The organism is Sporosarcina saromensis (genome assembly GCF_033253735.1).
Lineage (GTDB): Bacteria > Bacillota > Bacilli > Bacillales_A > Planococcaceae > Sporosarcina > Sporosarcina saromensis.
Map to the genome: position 1 here is coordinate 40,106 of NZ_JAUBDI010000019.1, position 19,548 is coordinate 59,653.

16 protein-coding genes are annotated in these 19,548 nt (G+C 41.1%); 5 read left to right on the forward strand and 11 right to left on the reverse strand.

Features of this window, described 5'->3' with window-relative positions; genetic code table 11:
• Window positions 1-14: 14 nt before the first annotated feature.
• The 4 genes from QT711_RS15685 to QT711_RS15700 all read right to left on the reverse strand — a co-directional run bounded on the left by QT711_RS15685 (window position 15) and on the right by QT711_RS15700 (window position 3,999).
• Window positions 15-1,466 carry an amidase family protein gene (locus QT711_RS15685; RefSeq protein WP_317945804.1) on the reverse strand — a complete coding sequence of 484 codons (1,452 nt, stop codon included), beginning with the start codon at window positions 1,464-1,466 and terminating at the stop codon, window positions 15-17.
• Window positions 1,463-1,642: a Fur-regulated basic protein FbpA gene (locus QT711_RS15690; RefSeq protein WP_317945805.1), complete on the reverse strand. Its 180-nt coding sequence runs from the start codon at window positions 1,640-1,642 to the stop codon at window positions 1,463-1,465. Before QT711_RS15690 ends, QT711_RS15685 begins: the two co-directional genes overlap by 4 nt.
• Before the next feature lie 187 nt (window positions 1,643-1,829).
• Window positions 1,830-3,044, reverse strand: a complete 1,215-nt coding sequence (locus QT711_RS15695; protein ID WP_317945807.1) for a carboxylate--amine ligase — start codon at window positions 3,042-3,044, stop codon at window positions 1,830-1,832.
• A 121-nt stretch (window positions 3,045-3,165) separates the two neighbouring features.
• The gene (locus QT711_RS15700) at window positions 3,166-3,999 is read right to left on the reverse strand and encodes a glycerophosphodiester phosphodiesterase (protein ID WP_317945809.1); all 834 of its coding nucleotides are present in this window, start codon (window positions 3,997-3,999) and stop codon (window positions 3,166-3,168) included.
• A 397-nt stretch (window positions 4,000-4,396) separates the two neighbouring features.
• Here QT711_RS15700 and QT711_RS15705 point away from each other — a divergent pair, with 397 nt between their 5' ends.
• The gene (locus QT711_RS15705) at window positions 4,397-5,566 is read left to right on the forward strand and encodes a hypothetical protein (RefSeq protein WP_317945811.1); all 1,170 of its coding nucleotides are present in this window, start codon (window positions 4,397-4,399) and stop codon (window positions 5,564-5,566) included.
• Window positions 5,567-5,579: 13 nt separating this feature from the next.
• The gene (locus tag QT711_RS15710) at window positions 5,580-6,821 is read left to right on the forward strand and encodes a metal-dependent hydrolase family protein (protein ID WP_317945813.1); all 1,242 of its coding nucleotides are present in this window, start codon (window positions 5,580-5,582) and stop codon (window positions 6,819-6,821) included.
• A gap of 39 nt (window positions 6,822-6,860) precedes the next feature.
• Here the strand turns inward: QT711_RS15710 and QT711_RS15715 are convergent, their stop codons facing one another.
• Both QT711_RS15715 and QT711_RS15720 read right to left on the reverse strand, forming a co-directional pair.
• Window positions 6,861-7,697 carry an STAS domain-containing protein gene (locus QT711_RS15715; protein WP_317945815.1) on the reverse strand — a complete coding sequence of 279 codons (837 nt, stop codon included), beginning with the start codon at window positions 7,695-7,697 and terminating at the stop codon, window positions 6,861-6,863.
• A gap of 104 nt (window positions 7,698-7,801) precedes the next feature.
• On the reverse strand, window positions 7,802-8,599 hold the full coding sequence (locus tag QT711_RS15720) for a 3D domain-containing protein (protein WP_317945816.1): 798 nt from the start codon (window positions 8,597-8,599) through the stop codon (window positions 7,802-7,804).
• A gap of 463 nt (window positions 8,600-9,062) precedes the next feature.
• On the opposite strand from QT711_RS15720, the gene QT711_RS15725 reads away from it, so the two are divergent.
• Both QT711_RS15725 and QT711_RS15730 read left to right on the forward strand, forming a co-directional pair.
• Window positions 9,063-9,266 carry a hypothetical protein gene (locus QT711_RS15725; protein ID WP_317945817.1) on the forward strand — a complete coding sequence of 68 codons (204 nt, stop codon included), beginning with the start codon at window positions 9,063-9,065 and terminating at the stop codon, window positions 9,264-9,266.
• A 562-nt stretch (window positions 9,267-9,828) separates the two neighbouring features.
• Window positions 9,829-14,163: a S8 family serine peptidase gene (locus tag QT711_RS15730; protein WP_317945845.1), complete on the forward strand. Its 4,335-nt coding sequence runs from the start codon at window positions 9,829-9,831 to the stop codon at window positions 14,161-14,163.
• Between the two features lie 152 nt (window positions 14,164-14,315).
• Here the strand turns inward: QT711_RS15730 and QT711_RS15735 are convergent, their stop codons facing one another.
• The 4 genes from QT711_RS15735 to QT711_RS15750 form a co-directional block, all read right to left on the reverse strand.
• Window positions 14,316-14,810: an NUDIX domain-containing protein gene (locus QT711_RS15735; RefSeq protein WP_317945819.1), complete on the reverse strand. Its 495-nt coding sequence runs from the start codon at window positions 14,808-14,810 to the stop codon at window positions 14,316-14,318.
• Between the two features lie 49 nt (window positions 14,811-14,859).
• Entirely contained in the window at window positions 14,860-15,381 is a 522-nt protein-coding gene (locus QT711_RS15740; protein WP_317945821.1) for a MepB family protein, read from the reverse strand.
• A gap of 81 nt (window positions 15,382-15,462) precedes the next feature.
• On the reverse strand, window positions 15,463-15,990 hold the full coding sequence (locus tag QT711_RS15745; protein ID WP_317945823.1) for a dihydrofolate reductase family protein: 528 nt from the start codon (window positions 15,988-15,990) through the stop codon (window positions 15,463-15,465).
• A gap of 39 nt (window positions 15,991-16,029) precedes the next feature.
• Window positions 16,030-16,722 (reverse strand): HAD family hydrolase, encoded by a 693-nt coding sequence (locus QT711_RS15750; protein WP_317945824.1) that lies wholly within the window; start codon window positions 16,720-16,722, stop codon window positions 16,030-16,032.
• Window positions 16,723-16,903: 181 nt separating this feature from the next.
• Here QT711_RS15750 and QT711_RS15755 point away from each other — a divergent pair, with 181 nt between their 5' ends.
• Entirely contained in the window at window positions 16,904-17,596 is a 693-nt protein-coding gene (locus QT711_RS15755) for a class I SAM-dependent methyltransferase (protein ID WP_317945846.1), read from the forward strand.
• A 57-nt stretch (window positions 17,597-17,653) separates the two neighbouring features.
• Here the strand turns inward: QT711_RS15755 and rsgA are convergent, their stop codons facing one another.
• Window positions 17,654-18,733, reverse strand: coding sequence for a ribosome small subunit-dependent GTPase A (rsgA, locus tag QT711_RS15760; RefSeq protein ID WP_398296258.1), 1,080 nt, complete (start codon window positions 18,731-18,733; stop codon window positions 17,654-17,656).
• Window positions 18,734-19,548: the final 815 nt, after the last annotated feature.

Here is a 19,548-nt window from a genome sequence, read left to right on the forward strand (position 1 = left end):
TTCAACTATTTTCATCAATAAGGCTTACGTCTTGCAAGAGTTGCTTGTTCAAAAGCGTATGCATAGCCGATTAATGCTGGTTCTGAAAAGGCTTTTCCACAAAATGTGATTCCAAACGGTTCACCGTCAATTGTAAAATCAGCCGGCACTGTAATTGCCGGATATCCCGCTGCTGCACTGAAACTGCACCCATGATCTTGCGGGAAAACGAGCGCGTCAATTCGTTGCTCCTTAAAAGCACGATTGAGCGCCACCTCGCCAGCTAAGTGCCTATTTCGTAATAATGCTTCAATATACTCCGGTTCCGTTAGTGTTCCACTTGTCCGTTCCACTTTTTCCAATAACACTTGTCCATACTTGAGCGTTTCTTCTGGGTGCTCTTTATTGAACTCGATAAGATCACCTAGATGACGGATTGGATTTGTCGGTGATGAAGTGCCCAAGTATTCATTAAGAGCAGCTTTGAATTCGTACAGCAAGACATTATACCCTAAATCATCTTCCATCGTACCGAGCTCTATATCGTCCACTATTTCTGCACCGAGCTTCTGGATTGCCCTTAACGCTTCACGAAATTGCGCTTCCCGTTCACTCGAAATCTCTCGAGTAAAGATTGAACGTGCGACCCCAATCCTTTTCCCGATTAGAGCATCTTTATCCAATCGCGCTAACCAATCAATTCCTACAAACCGAGTTGCACTTTTGGTAACCGAATCGGCCTCATCTTGCCCAATCATCAAGCTGAAAGTGATTGTTGCGTCTTCCACTGTTCTCGCAAGTGGTCCGGGCGTATCTTGTGTAATGGATAAAGGTATAATCCCTGTTCTACTAATCGCTCCAACAGTCGGCTTTATACCCACTAAGGAATTCTGAACAGCAGGATTGATGATCGATCCTGTCGTCTCCGTGCCGATAGAAACAGCGGTCAAATTTGCTGCCACAGCTGCCGCCGCTCCCGAGCTTGAACCGCCAACATCAAATAAACCGTATGGGTTATTCACCTGTCCTCCACGTGAGCTCCAACCGTTTTTCATCTTATCAGACATGAAATTTGCCCACTCAGTCATATTACTTTTTCCAAGAATGACAGCTCCTGCTTCACGTAACTTTTGAACGAGGAACGCATCCTGCTGTGCATAATGGTGTTGCAAGGCAATTGAACCACAACTCGTGTGCATGCAATCCGCTGTATCCATATTATCTTTTAAAAGCACAGGAATACCGTGCAACAGTGAGCGCACTTTCCCATTTCGACGTTCTTCATCCAAACCTTTCGCAATTTGGAGCGCATGCGGATTCACTTCAAGAACTGCATGGATATTTGGGTCTTTTTCTGCGATTGCCGCGAGATACATCATGACCAAATCTTCAGCACAAAGTTCGCCAGCATCCATTTTGTGTTGCATGTCTCGTATCGTCGCTTCTTCTAGCCATTCTTTTTGAAGTGCTTTCAAATAATCGTTCAATCGAATCCCCCCAGATGCATTCGTCCTGTCGTATATGTTGTAAACTGTTTCATTAATTCATAATAGGAAAGCTCATATAATTGTTTGCCATGGATTTTATAGATGCCGTCATTGACAAGTTGTTCAATAATCTTATTTCGTTTGTCATCCAATTGAGGATACTCTACTTTTCTCATGTTGTTTTCCTCCTATATCTTCCCCCTATCTATTCCACTTTACGAAGCTCCATAAACACTTTCATACGAGGAAGTAATTGTTGAAAAACCGCCTATTTTGCAACTCAGTTCCCGAACATAAAAAAGATGAGAACTCGTTAACAATCAACGAATTCCCATCTATAGTCAGTGACGAACTTCCCTATCCTCACCAATTATTATTTTTATATTTTCGATAATAATTCACTTGCCGCATGAAGAGGTATAGTTTACGTTTCAAATGCTCGTCCCTCTTATAAAAGAGTGGATTTGCATACTTACCTGCCCGTAACAATTGCTTGATTTCTTGACGGATTTTTTCATTTCCTACGAATTTCTTTAAGACGATTTTCGGAACAACCGTAAAGAGGAACTTCTCGTCAAGCAAAGTCAATGGCTTTTCCACTTTATAGATAAGATCGTCAACAAAATTCTTCGCCATATTGTGTCCGCAAGATGTAATGTAATAACTTGAGCGACCTTGACGGATGTTCACTTCAAATACTTTAAACTTCCCGTCACGATGATCATATTTCAAATCAAAGTTCGCATACCCCACATAATTTAACGCTTCTAAAAACCCTTTGAGCTTTAACATCATCTCTTCGTTGTAGCGCGTAATGACAGCTGTATAATTACCGATTGCCGTCACGGTATGCTCCTGCAAAACGACTTGACCAAAAGTAATTAACTCGGTATTCCCTTTACTATTCACGTAAAATACTGAATCCCACATGTATGTATCGTCACCAGGAATGAAGTCTTGAATGATTAAGTCATCCGTGTAACCACTTCTCTTAATCGTCTCGATAACAGAATTGATTTCTTCATATGAATTGACTTTGTACACCTTTTGCATGCCTTCAAATGGGTGTTTGTAATACTGAACTCCATTACTCGGCTTAATAATGACGGGAAACCTCACTTCATCAGCGAACGGTTCCGTAGACAAGCAAGAATAAAAGTACGTTGCCGGTGTATCAATTCCGTGTTCTGCACATAATTCATAAAAATTCTTTTTCACGAGCAAGTTGTTCATTAACGGCTCATCAATATAATTGAACACAAAATCATCTTGTAACGCTTCACGGTTTTCAATGATCAACCGTACATACAAGTCGTTCGTACCGACTAACAGCAACTGCTTATCAGGGGTTTTATACTTCTTAGCCACTTCTTTCAGGAAACTTGCAAACACATCACGCTCGCCTAACTTTGCATTCAGTTCAATCGCTCCAGGGATTGTGCTCAATGTTGTAAACGAAAGCGGTTCTTTTCCAACAAGTATCGGGTTGATGCCATATGCTTCATGAAAAGATATAGCCATGTTGTATGCATTAATATCTGTTCCGACGATAATCGGGATGAATGGGTGATTTTCCATGATTTCCTCCAAAACCTTTTCTCATACTTAGTGTAGAGTTCCTGTTTTTCGATGTCAATAAACCTGATGTATTGTTCAATTTCAGCAGCGCAATGAATGCCCAAACACCCTAGTGCGCATATCACTCTTGCACAAGATAAATCGGGTCATTGGTTGGCCAATTAGAGAAATCCGTAATGACGCCATCCACACCATATTTATGGGCTTTAGCTAAAAGCCTTTTGTCCTTTTTGGACCATACGAGCACTTTTCCACCTTGGGCATGGATTTTATCAACCATTCTTTTGTTTATAAATGAAACATTAAAATTGATAAATGTTGCAAATGAGGTAAGGTCCTCAATACTTTTTGCAGACAAAAATGAATCCGTCGGACGAATCAGTACACCCACTTGCAAGTCCGGCAACAGCTCATGCATTTTTCTCATCGATTCAACATCAAAAGATTGAAGTATAATCGAGCTGACATCTTCATATCCCAACAGTAACGTGGCGACTTTCTCTTCTATACCTGGATATGCCTGCGGATTTTTCAATTCAATTAATAAACCGACTTGATGGTAAAACTCCTCTAACAATTCATCTAGCGTCATAATTGACTCGCCAGCAAACTCTTTACTATATGTACTCCCAACATCTAATTGACGTAATTCAGCCAATGTAAAATCACTTATGTAACCGCTTGCATTTGTCGTGCGATCAACCCGATCATCATGCATGATAACCAGTTCACCATCTTTCGATAAATGAACATCACACTCTAAAAAGTCTGCCTGAAGTTCGACACCTTTCGCAAAAGCGGCACGTGTATTTTCTGGCGCGACACTCGAAGCGCCTCGATGTGCAAAGCTCAGCATATCTGGCATATGGACCTTTTTATCTTGCTGATTATAACCCGTGAGAAACAAAAGGCATGAACCGACTATTACGATAACCAAGACAGCATATTTCCTCATATACATCCCCTCAATTCCCCAATTTCTGTATAAAATCCGAATTATCTATAAATTATTTTAACACAGAAACATAGTCTTGAATACCCTCTACTTATCTATATGCAATTTGTCATAAAGATATTTCCGCATATTCCTTAATAAATAGTATTTTATTATATTTTTTAAACTACTCAACAGTAACTAGCTTATCGAAAAGATGATTATATCAACATTCTATGAAATAAAGTTGTATGCGCTTTCACGAAAAAACATTATACAAATCATCAAAATACTATTTACAAATCATTTTTACGCGTGATATATTGTATATCAATTCAGAGGAAGCTAGTGAAAGAGCACCTTTCCACCGCTTTTTATCTGAAAATTATTTGTTTTTATAGAATTAGGAGGTTATCATATGTTAAGCAACCCTATCATTGCTACGACATTATTATTCGCACTCATCGCACTTGGGGAATGGCTTTCTATCCTATCCAAAGCAAGGATCCCAATGCTTCTTACAGCAATGGTCGGCTTCCTAGTTCTCGTCTGGACTGGAATTTTCCCAAATGATATTCTCGATAAATCGCATTTCCCCGCTTTAGGAGCAATTCTCATCGGGCCAGCTATTTTACACATGGGGACAATGATTCCATTTTCGTTGTTAAAAAGCCAATTAAAAGCCGTAATGATTGCGTTAGGTGGCGTCATTTTTGCAGGAGTGCTCATTTTACTCATTGTTCCTCTCATCTTCGATTATCCAACTGCTGTAGCAGGTGTTGGTCCAATCAGCGGTGGAATTATCGCTTTGATCATCACTTCCGATAAATTGACTGAACTTGGAATGACAAGTTTAATTGTAATTCCTGCACTCATCGTTGCCTTTCAAGGCGTAATGGGCATGCCGTTAGCGTTGAATTTTATGCGCAAATACGCACTTGTCATGCAAAAAGGTATGGATAACGGAAGCTTTACTCCTAGTCAGACAGATGCAGACGAACAAGATGCAGAGAAAAAAGACTCTACAAAGAAAAAATTCAAATCAACCACGACACTTAAACTGTTTTATGTATTTCTAGGAGCTTCCATTGGCGTTGCACTTGGCACTGTAACACCCATTCACTATAGTTTGTGGTGTCTCGCAATTGGGATTATTGGATTAAAAGTAGGTTTGTTAGAACCAAAAATGTTGGAAAAAGCGAATTCATTCACCATTACAATGATTGGGATCGTATTCGTCGTCATCGGAACAATGGGCGGCGTCACACCTTCTCAAGTACTTAGTAATTTACCAAGCATTTTGCTTATCCTTGTTATTGGAACTGTCGGTATGGTCATCGGAGGATATGTCATGTCAAAACTGATGAAATGGCATCCATACAAAGGAATTCCTGTTGCGTTAACTGCACTATTCGGTTTTCCAGGGGATTATATCCTTTGCGAAGAAGTAAGCCGGAGCATCGCTCGGAACGAAGAAGAAGAAAAAATCATTTTTAATGAATTACTAGCTCCGATGTTAATTGGTGGGTTTACAACGGTGACTGTTGCCTCTGTTGTCATTGCAGGGCTATTGATTCAAACGCTATAATGGAGGGATATGAATGAAACAAACAATTATTCGAAACGGATTACTCATTGACGGCAATGGGGGTGAGCCTAAACAACATCACATAGTGGTTATTGAGGGCAATACAATTCGATACGTTGGTGAAGAGGCGTCGTTTCAAGCGACGGGTGAAGAGGTTATCATTGATGCGCAAGGAGGAGCAATTCTTCCAGGGTTCATCGACACACACGTTCATATGATGATGGAATTTTCACCGATTGCAGAACGGTTAGCGACCCCTTTCTCGTACATGTATTACAAAGCTGCACAGTACTTGAAAGCAACTTTAGATGCAGGCGTAACCTCTGTTCGTGATGCACTCGGTACGGATTTAGGCGTGAAAAAAGCAGTTGATGACGGTTTGATTCCTGGACCGCGATTACAACTAAGCATTAACGCACTCACCATTACCGGTGGACATGGAGACGGCTACACAGTTTCCGGGAATACGTTAGATATTTTACCTTCCAATTATCCAGGAATGCCACACGGTCTTTGCGACGGAGTGGAAGAAGTGCGGAAAAAGACACGTGAAATGCTCCGTGCAGGTGCAGAAGTCATTAAAGTCCATGCAACAGGCGGTGTGTTAAGCGCAACAGATCATCCAGAATTCACGCAATTCTCTTTGGAGGAATTAAAAGTCATCGTAGAAGAGGGCCAGTTTAGAAAAGGCGTGAAAGTAATGGCGCATGCACAAGGTGCGGAAGGCATTAAAAATGCGGTCCGAGCTGGCGTGCATTCCATCGAACATGGAATTTTCATTGACGATGAAGCGATTGAATTGATGTTGGAAAACGGAACATTCCTTGTCCCTACATTACTTGCACCCGTTGCGGTGTTAGAAACAGCAGCACAAACCGGCATGCCAGATACAGCTGTTCAAAAGTCTAAAGAAGTTATTCAGCATCATGTAGAAAGCTTTAGAAAAGCGTATAATGCGGGTGTGAAAATTGCGATGGGTACCGATGCTGGTGTGATGAAACACGGAACAAACCTACGGGAACTTGGCTTAATGGTCGATGCAGGCATGACACCAATGGATGCGATTATCACTTCGACAAAAAGCGCTGCAGAGTGCTTAGGTTGGGAACAGCAAGTCGGAACACTTGAAACAGGTAAATTAGCTGACATCATTGTTGTAAAAGGCAATCCACTTGAAAATATCCACTCATTAAGTAATAACGATTTGATTCAACTTGTCATGAAGGACGGCAAAGTAGAAAAAAGTTTATTATAAAAAATGGCCATTAAGGAGAGGTTCCTTAGTGGCCATTTTTTAAACTTGGATTTGCAAAGCTTGTTGCAAAGAACTGTACGTTTGAATAGCGGTAAAATCCAATCCTAACTGTACACTCGTTTGAGCAATTTCAGGACGAATTCCTGTCAATGTCGATTCAATTCCAAGCAAGTCTACAATTTGCGTCAATTGATAAATGTGGTTTGCAACCATCGTATCAATTAATGTAACACCTGACAAATCAATATATAAGTGCTCGACATCCAATTCAACACATTTACGAGGTACATAATCCAGAATTGATTGTACCCGGGTCGTATCCACGTCACCAATAATTGGTAAGACACCAATTCTGTTCGTTAACTTGATAACCGGGGCATTCAATTCTTCAATCAAACTTTGCTGCGCAGTCAGCCTTGAATGCATGAGCTCATCGTATTTCTTTGAAAACTCAATCATCAATTCATCAAATGCAAGATTGATTGCGTTGCTCCAATACATAATATCTGAGCGAAGGATCTGTTCACCTTCTCGATCGACAAATTCATTTACATAATTCCAAAAGATATGGCGGACTTTACTCAGCGCTTCCTGCACTTCGTAAATAGGCGTCCGACTGATGACTCTACTATGCGCAACATGAATCGCCCAGCTTTTCTTGTTTTCATCAAATGTTTCTCGACTCGTCAACAAGCTGCTTGCAATCGTAATATTCGTCCATTTGTTTTGTTCCCGCAGCATCTTTTCAGTTTCGTCACCAGCATCTTTTGAATAGATCGACCCTTTAATCGGCTTGCGCGCGGCTAACCACTCATCCGTTATTCCATTGATGTGTGCATGTAAAAAATCAAACAATTTCTGTGTGTTTTCTGACACCAAATCCCCTCCTCCGTACTACCACAAACATCGTTATTTTGTATTGTACCATATAAAAAGGATAAAAACGGATATCCCATGTTGGAATATCCGTTCAATCTCTATTAATTCAGGACTTTAATTTTCACTTTTTTTACGCCCCACTCCATTGCACTTTCATACGATGGAATAAAAACATCAATTTTATTTCCTTTGATTGCACCACCTACATCACCAGCAATTGCTTCTCCATAGCCCTCAACCCACACTTTCGTACCTAAAGGAATGATGGATGGATCGACGGCAATTACTTTCTGATTTGGATTAGAGCGTAAATCAATACCAGTGGCTGTCGTTCCCGAACATCCCGTGCAATATGCAGTATAGGCGGTCGCAGTAACGGTCATTTCTTTCCCTTCAGTAGCAGGTGGATTCGCAGCAACTTGTTTAGCAACAGGTTGCTTTTGGACAGGTTTAGGAACAGTAGAAGCAACCGTCACCGCCTTCTTCTCTGGCACCTTGAGGTTATCCTCTACGCCTTCATCGGAAATGACAAGTTCATCTCCCGGATGTATTAATTCACTCGTCAATCCATTCATACTCATTAACGTTTCTAATGGAATGCCATGATTCAAGGCAATCCGATACAGATTATCCCCATTCTCCACAACATATGTGATTGGTTCCGGCTTGAGCAGTTCCAACGGTGGATAAAGATGAGGCATCGTTCCAATCATTTCCTTATCAAACGGAACCTCTTTTATAACAGTATTCTCTACATATTCTTCTATCGGGGATAGTTGTTCAAAAATCACTTCCATCATACTTCTCTCTGAATCATCCATGTCAATAACTGCGGCATGTGTACTCATACTATATGAGAACAACAAAACTGCTGTAGCGATTAGTAACTTCCTTTTCATAAACAAGTATTGCTCCTCTCTTACAATTTCTCACAGTATTGTCCAAAAACTTTCAAAATCAAACATCAACTACACAAAAAGAGACAGATCTTTCAAAAACAATTGGCAATCTGTCAGTGTAAGAGAGTCAATTGAGGTTTACATTACACAAGAAAGGGCAAAGTAGTAAAAACGATGAGCCGAGGTGCATTTGTAATGAAAATTGGAAAGTTGATAAAAACAGCCATTAAATGGGCACCTGTTGTTTATCCATTTGTGCGCAAATTCATGTCAAAAAAGAATCAATCGAGACTCCCACTTAACAAACGATCATAACGCAAAAGTTGGGACAAATTTCAAAAAGCATGAAGGACATTTCACCTTCATGCTTTTTATATTGTCGGATTCTGTATGGCACGGCATCTTCGCATAAGATTTTACACATATGTGAATACTAGTTATGACGAATAGGGAGGTCATGCAAATGAGCGCGGATGGTAACCGCAATGATGTGAAAGACTCAACGTACAATAAACTGTTGTATTTGGAACATCCCGAGAAAATCGCTTCTAATCGAATGAGTTTATTTGATATGCATGAAGATATGCAAACTGTCGATACAATTCATTTGGATAATATGAAGGAAGATTTACGGAAAGAGCGTATCCACAAAAACCCGCGTCCCTGACAGTCAATTAAAAGCCGGCATATGCCGGCTTTTTTCATATTGGGCAAATTTCGTATACCCTTCTCCCCAACTGCATTCCCAAAAAACTCACTCCATACTACTAATCATAAAAACATTAATATAAAAATAACCAACCACATTTTACTAACATGGGTGTTTTTAACTATTTCTTAAAAAACGCAAAGGATACTCTGGATATCACGCTATAAAAGACACGTATAGAACCCTTATTGCATAAGCATTTAACGAACAACACAGCAATTCACCTTCTGCAAGAACATACAGCTAAACTCCTGCTAAAAATCATTACCCCTAGTAACATACTATCAATTTTGTAATAATACACAAATTCAATCTTTTATTAATGTTTTATATATGTATAATTAAAGCTAGACAACTAGACAAGCTACTTTAAACACCATCGAGAACCTGCGCAAATTTCAGGAGAGGAGAGAAGGTGTTTTTTCTATCTCAAAGGGGTGGGTTCTAACAAAAAAAGGGAGGAAGAAAATTGAAGAATCGCAGACGAATAAGGCTATTTAGTGTTATCGCTACATTTCTAATGGTATTTTCGTTGATGTCACCTGGATTTGCTGCTAGCACTTCAAAAGTGAATAAGCAAATACATCATGCAATGAAAGACTCAAATGCCCTTGCACAAAACAAAGTAAGCGATCGACTCCTTCAAAGTTTTAAAGACGAAGAAATGGTTACGTTTCTCGTCAAATTCAAAGAACAAGCAGATTCAGAAAAAATTGCATCTGCAGCAAAAGAACAAGCAAGCAAACAAAAACTAACTGGCAAACAATCGGTCTTACTGACAAGATCTGCTGTCGTTTCTGAATTGAAAGCTACTTCATTGGAATCACAGCAAAATGTTTTACAATTTCTTGAAGCAGAAGTTGAAGCAGGAAATGCAAAAGACCTTACATCTTACTATATCGTTAACGGTTTGGCAGTAACCGCAACGAAAGACATTGCTGAGAAGGTTGCAACTTTCGCAGAAGTTGAAAAAATACTTCCAAACGAAACACGTCAACTTTTCACAACGAAAACTGAAAATGCAACGACTCCTACTTCGGGCATCGCAAACGTAGAATGGAACGTTGAGCGAGTCAATGCACCACAAGTTTGGGGTATGGGCATTGATGGTTCTGGCACAGTTGTCGCAAGTATCGATACAGGGGTTCAATGGGATCACCCTGCACTTAAAGAAAAATATCGCGGGTATAATGCAGCAACAGGTGAAGTGAATCATGACTTCAACTGGTTCGACGCCACCGCAGGACGTTCGGCTGCGTATGACGATCATGGGCACGGAACGCATGTAACGGGCACAATGGTAGGTAGCGAGCCAAATGGTTCAAACCAAGTCGGAGTAGCTCCTGGTGCGAAATGGATTGCAGTAAAAGCATTTACAGCCAATGGTGGAACTGATACTGATCTATTAGCAGCAGCGCAATGGATCCTCGCTCCAACTGATGCAAATGGAAATGCACGTGTCGATTTAGCACCTGACGTTGTTAACAACTCATGGGGTGGCGGACGTGGCTTGGATGAATGGTACCGTGACGTTGTGAGAAACTGGCGTGCAGCGGAAATCTTCCCAGAATTCTCTGCAGGGAACACTACTTTATCCAACCCAGGTGGCCCAGGATCAGTTGCAAATCCAGCAAACTATCCAGAGTCTTTTGCTACGGGTGCAACTGACATTAATAATAAGGTAGGTAGCTTCTCATTACGTGGTCCATCACCTTACGGGGAGATTAAACCCGATATTTCTGCTCCAGGCGTAAACATTCGTTCTTCTGTTCCGGGTGGCGGCTATGAAGGTGGATGGAATGGTACGTCGATGGCCGGGCCAGCTGTATCGGCAGTCGCAGCGATGCTTCGCCAAGTGAACGCGAATATTTCTGTTGATGAAATGGAGCAAGTATTACTAAATACTGCAACAGCGCTTACAGACAACGAATATCCGACTTCTCCAAACCACGGCTATGGTTACGGACTTGTCGATGCTTATGAAGCAGTTTCTTCTATTGTGACAGGACTTGGTACGTTAGAAGGACAAGTGACAATCCAAGGGAATGATAGCGAACCACCAACATTCGATCACACTGCCCCTGTTGAAACGTATGAAGGTATGGATTTACAGCTATCCATTCAAGTTGCAGATAATGTAAGCGTATCTTCAGTAATGATGCATTACTTGGATGGAAACGGTCAATGGGCTGCACTAGAGGCCGTTCGTTCTTCTGGTGATTATCTAGCTGGTCAATACAACGTTACAGTTCCGGGAGATAAAATCTCTGGCAGTGAATTTATCTACAAATGGACGATCAATGATTTTGGTAATAACGAAGTAACTAGCCCTGAGTATACTGTCCAAGTAAAAGCTGGTATTACAACTGGTTACTTTGAAGACTTCGAACAAACACCAAATGGCTGGGTATCTTTCGGAGACATGAACAGCTGGCAATGGGGCGTTCCGACTTCTGGACCTGGCAATGCTGCATCTGGAGAAAAAGTATACGCCACGAACCTCGCTGGGAATTACGATAGTCGAATGAATGCAACACTCGTAATGCCTCCAATCGACTTGCCTGAAGGAAATAGTTACCTTCAATTCAAACACTGGCATAACTTCGAACAATCTTCTTCCGGAAGAGCTTGGGATTATGGACATGTGTTCATTTCAACAGACATGGTCGAGTGGACGCAACTTCTTATGGTCCAAGGGGCTTCCAATGGATGGTTAGACGCTGAAGTAGATTTGTCAGCTTATAGTGGTCAACGTATTTACATCGGCTTCAATGCGTTTTCAGATGGTAGCGTTGTTCGTGAAGGCTGGTATATTGACGACGTCGCTTTAAGCGGCACTTCTCAAACTGGGAATGTTTCAATCCAGCCGATTAAGAACACTTTCGGCTCCCAAAGCGGATTAAGTGGTATGAAGAACAATAATAAACTAGGTGTTATTGTGGAGAAAGGGAAAGATGCGCTTGAAAAACCGATTGACCCTAAATCCATTAAGCCAGTACTCCCTAAAGATGACGTATTAACACCACCGACAAATGACGGGCATGTCGGTCCTGTACTTCTACCGCTAGGTGCTCAAGTGAGCATTTTAGAAACAAATCGTTCTGTCTATACGAATCCTGCAAACGGAAAGTATAAACTGACTCACGGTACAGGAACATTTACAGCGAAAGCTGAAGCATATGGTTATCAATCAGCAGAACAATCCGTCACAATCAATGCAGATGAGACGACAACTGCAAACTTCACGTTAGAAGAATTAGCGCAAGCTACACTAAGTGGCACAGTGACTGATCAATCAACAGGTGAACCGATTGCAGGTGCAACCCTTCTACTCGTAGAAGACGCTAACATTACGCCTGTCGAAACGGATGCATCTGGTCAATACGCAATTACTGCTTACGAAGGAGATTACACGTTGAAAGTCGTAGCACGTGGATACCACGGTCAAGAAGCAGCAGTTTCGATCGGTGACCAATCCACATACGACTTTGCATTAGAACCTTTCTTCACATATCCTGGCGGTGAAATCGGGTACGATGATGGAACAGCTGAAAACGCACGAGCATTTTACGATGCTGGAAACGGCTGGGGTGTGAAAATGTCACTACCTGAAGGAAAAGATTCCGGAATCGTCTCTGAAGGAATTTTCCGTTTCTGGGATACAGAATGGCCAGTTCCTGGTGGTACTGCATTTACTGTAGAAGTTTGGGATGCAACGGGCGCAGATGGAACACCTGGCAAAAAGCTTGCTGGTCCAATTGATGCGCAAGCAAAACGGAATGGCGAGTGGACAGTTGTAGATTTAGAAGAACACAACATCGCAGTTAACGGCGATTTCTACATGGTCTATGTCCAGTCAGCGCCAAACCCTTACGCACCAGGCTTAGCGACAGATGAAAACGGACCGAACGCTGGTAGAAGTTATCAGTACGTCGGCGGTGCATGGGCTCCAGCTCCGACGAATGAAGGGAATTACATGATTCGAGCACGCGTCAACTACGAAGTGTTCGAACCAGTTATCACTTCCCCTCAGTCCGGAACAGTGACAAACAAACAAGCAATCACGATTGACGGCAAGGCAACTCCAACAACTACAATCACTTTGCAAAACAATGGCACCGAAGTCGATTCAGTTGTCGTTGGTGATGACGGCAAGTTTTCATTTAACACAACACTTACTGAAGGTGAAAATGAATTCACAGCTGTTTCTTCATTAGACGGTCGCGTCACAGGTACTTCAAGTCCGGTTACAGTCCTTCTGGACACACTGAAACCTGAATTGACAATCGACAGTCCTGCAAATGGCGAAAAAACAAATCGCGAAACAGTGACAGTCACCGGAAAAGTATCGGACGCAAATCTTGAATCCGTCACAGTTAACGGACAAAAGGCTACTGTTTCCAACGGCACGTATTCAAAACGAATTCTCCTTGAACAAGGGATTAATGACATCAAAGTCGTAGCAAAAGACGCAGCTGGTAATAAAAAGACGCAAAAAGTCTCCATTACAGCGCACTACAACGCACCAGAAATTTCAAACCTAACACCTGCTGAAGATGTTCATTTAGTCACTGGTAAGTCCGTAAAAATCGAATTTACAAGTGATGAAGGACTAAAAGGAAGCTTCATGATTCATATGCCATTGACAAATGTCGGTGGACGCAACGAAGTGACAAATGCTACCGAATTGCCAGTAAGCGAAGTAGCACCTGGTAAATATGTCGGCTACTGGACTGCACCATTAGGCGTTACAGCTGATGGCGCAAGAATTGAAGTAAAAGTAGTCGATAACTTCGGAAATGAAGCTAGAAAAGTAGCAGATGGAAAGCTATTCATTAATGTTGAATCTAATTAATGAGTAAGGTGACGTAAAACTCGCTAGCAGAAAGTCTCGCTAAGCAAATAAAGACTGTCCAGAAAGTCCGTGAAAACCGACTTTCTGTGACAGCCTTTTTGCTTTTTATTCAACTATAAGTAAGGACAGCTCGACCCTATGTATGTATCAACTCAATGTACCTTCTGTGTATAATGCCATTTCAAATAATACAGTATGCCCGACTTATCTACCCAACTAAATTCAATTAATTGATCTTCAATTAATTGACGTAAATCATCTACTGAAATCCACTTTATATCTTCAGTATCATCCCCTTTATCATTTAGAACCCCATTAGCCTGACATCGAAAATAAGCACCTAATGAATCAACAGGACCATTTGTCGTTTGATAAATCGCAAAAGGCCTCACAGCTTCAACATTCGAATTTTTATCATGCGTTTCAATTTTGGTTTCTTCCCCAAAAATCTTTGTAATGTGAAGTCCTGTCTCTTCATGCACTTCTCTTTTTAATCCTTCAAAAAATGACTCGAATTCCTCCAGCCTTCCCCCCGGCAACTCATAAGGTGTATTTTTCTCATTCGCTTTAACCCTTTTTTGAATAACAATTTCAGTTCCATTAGGACCATTTCTTTCAATTATCCCTCTAACATTTACGTGTATCATTCAAGTCCCCCCGGTTATGTACGATGTGTGCGCCAAGCTTCCGCAATAATTACAACGAATACAGTTCTAGTATCTTGTCCATTGGTAATTCATTAGCGTTACTCATATGAACAAAATAAGGCAACTGCTCTATTTGAGTTTTTATCGCTTGCTTATTTGTCGGATTATCCCAACTAGGATAAACCCTTATTCCCATCTTCCCTTTCGTCGAACTTGACCTAAGAATATTCTGTTTTAGTAGAACATCTTTCGGAAAAATAAACTGTCCAAACTCGCTGTCATTTCTAAAAGTAGTAATAACGAATAAATCAGGTGCTTCGTCATATGAATAAGGTTGGTTTTTATTATTCTCATCTTTTTCCCAACATACAACAAACTGCCCTACTTTATTTGGAGTTATTTTTGCAACTCGAAAACGAACAGTTCTAGAAGATAATTGAAAGATACCAGCACCGTATTTAGCATTCTGCTTTTCTTCTTTAATCGACTTTACACGTATGTGATTCGACTTGTAAATCAGGTTATCTACATAAGCTATTGCAGAATAAAAATCACTCCTCAGATCACGCATTCATAACTATGTTGAAAAGGTTAGATCGTAAACTCGTCCTATTGTAGACAACGTCATGTAATTTCTCAAGCAAACAATTCTTCACTGTTTATAATGTAATTCTACAAACTGATTAAAGTTTCTTACTCCTTTTAATGTAAGGTCCAATTGATAATCGCCTTCCCTGAACAACGGTATTCCTTTACCGATTATCGTTGGAGCAACTGTGATAATAAATTCATCCACTAACTTTCTTTGTACAAAAGCGTGTAACAATTCTCCTCCTCCAACAATCCAAATGTTCTTTCCTTCCTCTGCTTTTAATGTTTGCACAAAATCTGTTACATCCTCATTGATAAACCTAACATTTTCAGTATCTTCAACAGATGATCTCGTAAACACATAACAATCTTTATTTTTGTAAGGGAACTCCGTTATCTCTTGATTCATTACCCAATCATATGTTCTTTTGCCCATCAACACTGTATCAATCGTTTCATAAAACTCTGCAAAACCGTTATCGCCTTCGCCTTCAACTTTGAATAACCACTCAAGAGATTCATCTTTTGTAGCAATATATCCATCCAAACTTGAAGCAATGAACAATACTACTTTACGTTTTTTACTCACGTTCATCCTCCTTTTATTTTGAGCCTACATGAAATTCATTCATTCACAATCCAGTAGCTGTTTATTTTTACAAGATGTCAGTTCCTCAACTATCGCCGACAGTTCACTCAAATCATCTATACAATAATCAGCATTCACATCTTCCCAATGATTGTCCTTTTTCCAAACACTGAGCATCCCTAGGGAACGAGCTGCTTTAACATCGTTTACCGGATGATCTCCGACATACATACTTTCGGATGCTTGAACGTTCAGTCTCTCCAATGCCCGTTGAAAAATAAGTGGGTCAGGTTTTTTAATTCCCTCTGACTCTGAAATAAGAATCGTATCAAACAAATGGTCAATTTCAAGAGCTGATATATTTTTGGATTGAAACGGTTCTCTGCCGTTTGATATGATACCTAACTTCAAAGACCTATTCTTTAAAGTCTCCAACATACTCTCAAGATGCGGAAACGGTACACAGTGGCGTTTAAAGTTCTCCATGTAATCTTGAAGCAATGTTTCCCATGGCACTTGAATTTGATATTCTTTAACGAGTTGCTGATAGACTTTATCCTTCCATACATATCCTCGACAATCGTATTCAATGAACTTCGACATGTATTGCTGTTTTGGAATGTGACCAAAAACATCTCGATATCGATCATACTGATTCGATCCAAAACTAATCACTGAGGCATCACGATTCAATAAAGTACCGTCCAAATCAAAGATCACTGCCTTTATCATAATAATCCCTCCATCATCTACTTAATTATCTAATTATACGCTATAATGAGATAGAAGGTGGTGGATGCTTTGACATTACTCTATCTAATTCCGACACTTATTTGATAAAACAAATACAGGAGGAATTAATTTGACAAAACAATCTTGGGTACTTTCCTTTTATAAGAAGCAATTTAAACTAATGGATCCGCAAATAGAATTCAGAATGGAAGACGACTTAGTTCTTCAAGTAACGCAAATTCACGAACAAGTTGGTAAACCTTTTACTACGATGTTGGATATCGGTGCAGGTAGCGGCATATTAGCACGAGCTATGGCCAAAAACGGAACCGAAATGACAACTGTAGAGTTGGTGCCTGAACTCGTTGAATATGCTAAATCATGCTCTCCTGATTCCATTACCATACATTGCGGGGATTTTTACACAATACAATTGCAGCAGCAATTTGATGTTGTCAGTTACATGGACGGTTTCGGTGTAGGAACTGATGAGGAACAACTCTTCTTACTAAAAAGAATAGCAGGGTGGATGAAGGAAGACGGTTGTGCATTGATTGATATATACCAACCTTCCTATTGGCGTAAAGTGAACGGCCAAGAAATGCAGATTGATGAAGCGTTTCGAAAATATGGATATGATGAAGAGAATGAACGCATGCTTGATACGTGGTGGCATAACGATCACCCCGAAGACGCTGTCACACAGTCACTTCGTTGTTATACTGTAGAAGAAATTAGCAAGCTATGCCAAAAGGCTGGCTTGAAGATCGTTGCAATTTTCCCTGGTGGCGCAATGGATTACGATGAATGGAACTATTCTTCACTCGTTTCACTCAATGAATGTCTTGCGTATCGGATCAAGGTAAAAAAATAAGTGTGTCAGTGATTGTAAAAAGACAAGCCCCTGTTAGATGGGCTTGTCTTTTTGATCTTACTTCTTCTTTGACGGATGCTTCCGCATACTTTTCGTCACTTTCTTCCATTTGTCTCGCTCGGCAACTGCCGCCTGCCGATTCGTTTTTCGTTCGAGAAATGCAATCTCTTTTTGTAGTTTCACATAGCTGGCATAGCGGTCTTCCGGCAAAGCCCCCGACTGTAATGCCTCTTGGATCGCGCATCCTGGTTCACTAGCATGACCGCAGTCCGAGAATCGACAACTTGTTGCCAGTTCCTCGATATCTTTGAATCCAGCGTCGAGACTCTCACTTTCATTCCACAATTGAAACTCTCTCATCCCTGGTGTGTCGATGAGGACCCCACCTGAAGGAATTTTAATGAGTTCACGATGCGTTGTTGTATGCCGACCTTTTGCATCATCTTCGCGAATACCTTGTACAGCCATGGTACCTTCTCCACAAATCGCATTGACAAGTGAAGACTTGCCGACACCAGAAGACCCTAATAATGCTGCTGTTTTACCGCCTTTTAATAACTCCGTTACTTGCTCAATTCCCTCGCCCGTGACACTACTGATTGCATAGACGTCAGCTCCTAAAGCAATTCCACGAGCTTCTTCCATATATATTTCCGGATGATCGCACAAATCCTTCTTCGTCAGGACAACTACTGGTGTCGCACCTGAATCGTATGCTGCCACAAGATAACGCTCAAGTCGCCGGCTATTAAAGTCATCATTCATCGACATGACCAAATAGACAATATCGACATTCACGGCGATGAGTTGTTCCGCAATCGTCGCCCCCGCCGCCTTCCTTGAGAATAAAGACGTTCTTGGAAGTACAGCATGAATGATCCCTCGTTCTTCACCCGGCATCCTTTCGACGACAACCCAATCACCTACCGCTGGGAAATCTCGTCTTTCAACTGCTTCATGTTGAAACGAACCTGAGCAAACAGATAGCCATTCCCCTTCTTCGGTTAGCACGCGATACATCCGTTTATGTTCAAGTGTTACACGTCCTGCTTTATAATTCCCACTTTTCATATCAGCGATTGTTTCATCCCAATTATTTTGATGAAATGAATTCCAACCGTATGCTTGTAAATTTATCAATTTAAATTCCTCCTGTTATGTGCATATAAAAAAGCATGGTCCCAGATCGGACACCATGCTTTCACGCGCATAACAGAATAGACATGCCTATTACTTAGGCATGGCAGGTGAGAGTATGGGTCCGATCATATATACAATAGCCATATTAATTGTCGCCATAAAACATCACCTACTTTCTGAAAGATACAATAATCGTACCAAGCAATTCCCGATTCGTCAATTAATACTTTCAATTACAGGCGTGTTGATTAACCAATTTATAGGATGTAAGACCAAACAATAATCCTTATTATCCTCGATAAACACCGGATTTCCGCTCCAGGCGGACGCGTTCCGCGGGCACGGCTTCAGCCAAGCGAACTGCGAAGGGTGAGCTTTGCCGTATTTCTGTGCTTTTTACAGAAATTAAGGCAGCAATTTCTTCCCTCGCTTCGCTCAGTCCAGGGTCTTCAGCTCGCGCTGTTCCCGCAGGAAAAGTCGTAACGAAGAACGACTTTTGCGAACAAAAGCGAAGCGTTGAGAGCACATCTTTGCATTTCGCCGCCTTCCGCTCCAATCCTGAAAAGCAGTATCTATAGTATATGAAATATATAGAGTTGTCATATGCTAGTTGGCTGGAGTGCAGGCGCCGACTCCTCGAAAATGCTGCGCATTTCCTTCGTGCGGTGATTTTTCGAGGAAGCATACTCAATGTCCTGCGGGGGGATAGCACGAATGGTGAGACCCCACAGGGAAAGCCGTCACGCAGAACGGCTTTTGCGAGCAAAAGCGTAGCGTTGAGAGCAAGGATGCCTTAATTTCTGCAAAGTACG

Bases quoted from the DNA above. Each gene is read 5' to 3' on its own strand.
- QT711_RS15755 (WP_317945846.1), top strand. From the start codon at position 16,904: ATGGATCCGCAAATAGAATTCAGAATGGAAGACGACTTAGTTCTTCAA.
- QT711_RS15705 (WP_317945811.1), top strand. From the start codon at position 4,397: ATGTTAAGCAACCCTATCATTGCTACGACATTATTATTCGCACTCATC.
- QT711_RS15710 (WP_317945813.1), top strand. From the start codon at position 5,580: ATGAAACAAACAATTATTCGAAACGGATTACTCATTGACGGCAATGGG.
- QT711_RS15720 (WP_317945816.1), bottom strand. From the start codon at position 8,599: ATGAAAAGGAAGTTACTAATCGCTACAGCAGTTTTGTTGTTCTCATAT.
- QT711_RS15690 (WP_317945805.1), bottom strand. From the start codon at position 1,642: ATGAGAAAAGTAGAGTATCCTCAATTGGATGACAAACGAAATAAGATT.
- QT711_RS15730 (WP_317945845.1), top strand. From the start codon at position 9,829: ATGGTATTTTCGTTGATGTCACCTGGATTTGCTGCTAGCACTTCAAAA.
- QT711_RS15725 (WP_317945817.1), top strand. From the start codon at position 9,063: ATGAGCGCGGATGGTAACCGCAATGATGTGAAAGACTCAACGTACAAT.
- QT711_RS15740 (WP_317945821.1), bottom strand. From the start codon at position 15,381: ATGCGTGATCTGAGGAGTGATTTTTATTCTGCAATAGCTTATGTAGAT.
- QT711_RS15700 (WP_317945809.1), bottom strand. From the start codon at position 3,999: ATGAGGAAATATGCTGTCTTGGTTATCGTAATAGTCGGTTCATGCCTT.
- QT711_RS15695 (WP_317945807.1), bottom strand. From the start codon at position 3,044: ATGGAAAATCACCCATTCATCCCGATTATCGTCGGAACAGATATTAAT.
- QT711_RS15750 (WP_317945824.1), bottom strand. From the start codon at position 16,722: ATGATAAAGGCAGTGATCTTTGATTTGGACGGTACTTTATTGAATCGT.
- QT711_RS15735 (WP_317945819.1), bottom strand. From the start codon at position 14,810: ATGATACACGTAAATGTTAGAGGGATAATTGAAAGAAATGGTCCTAAT.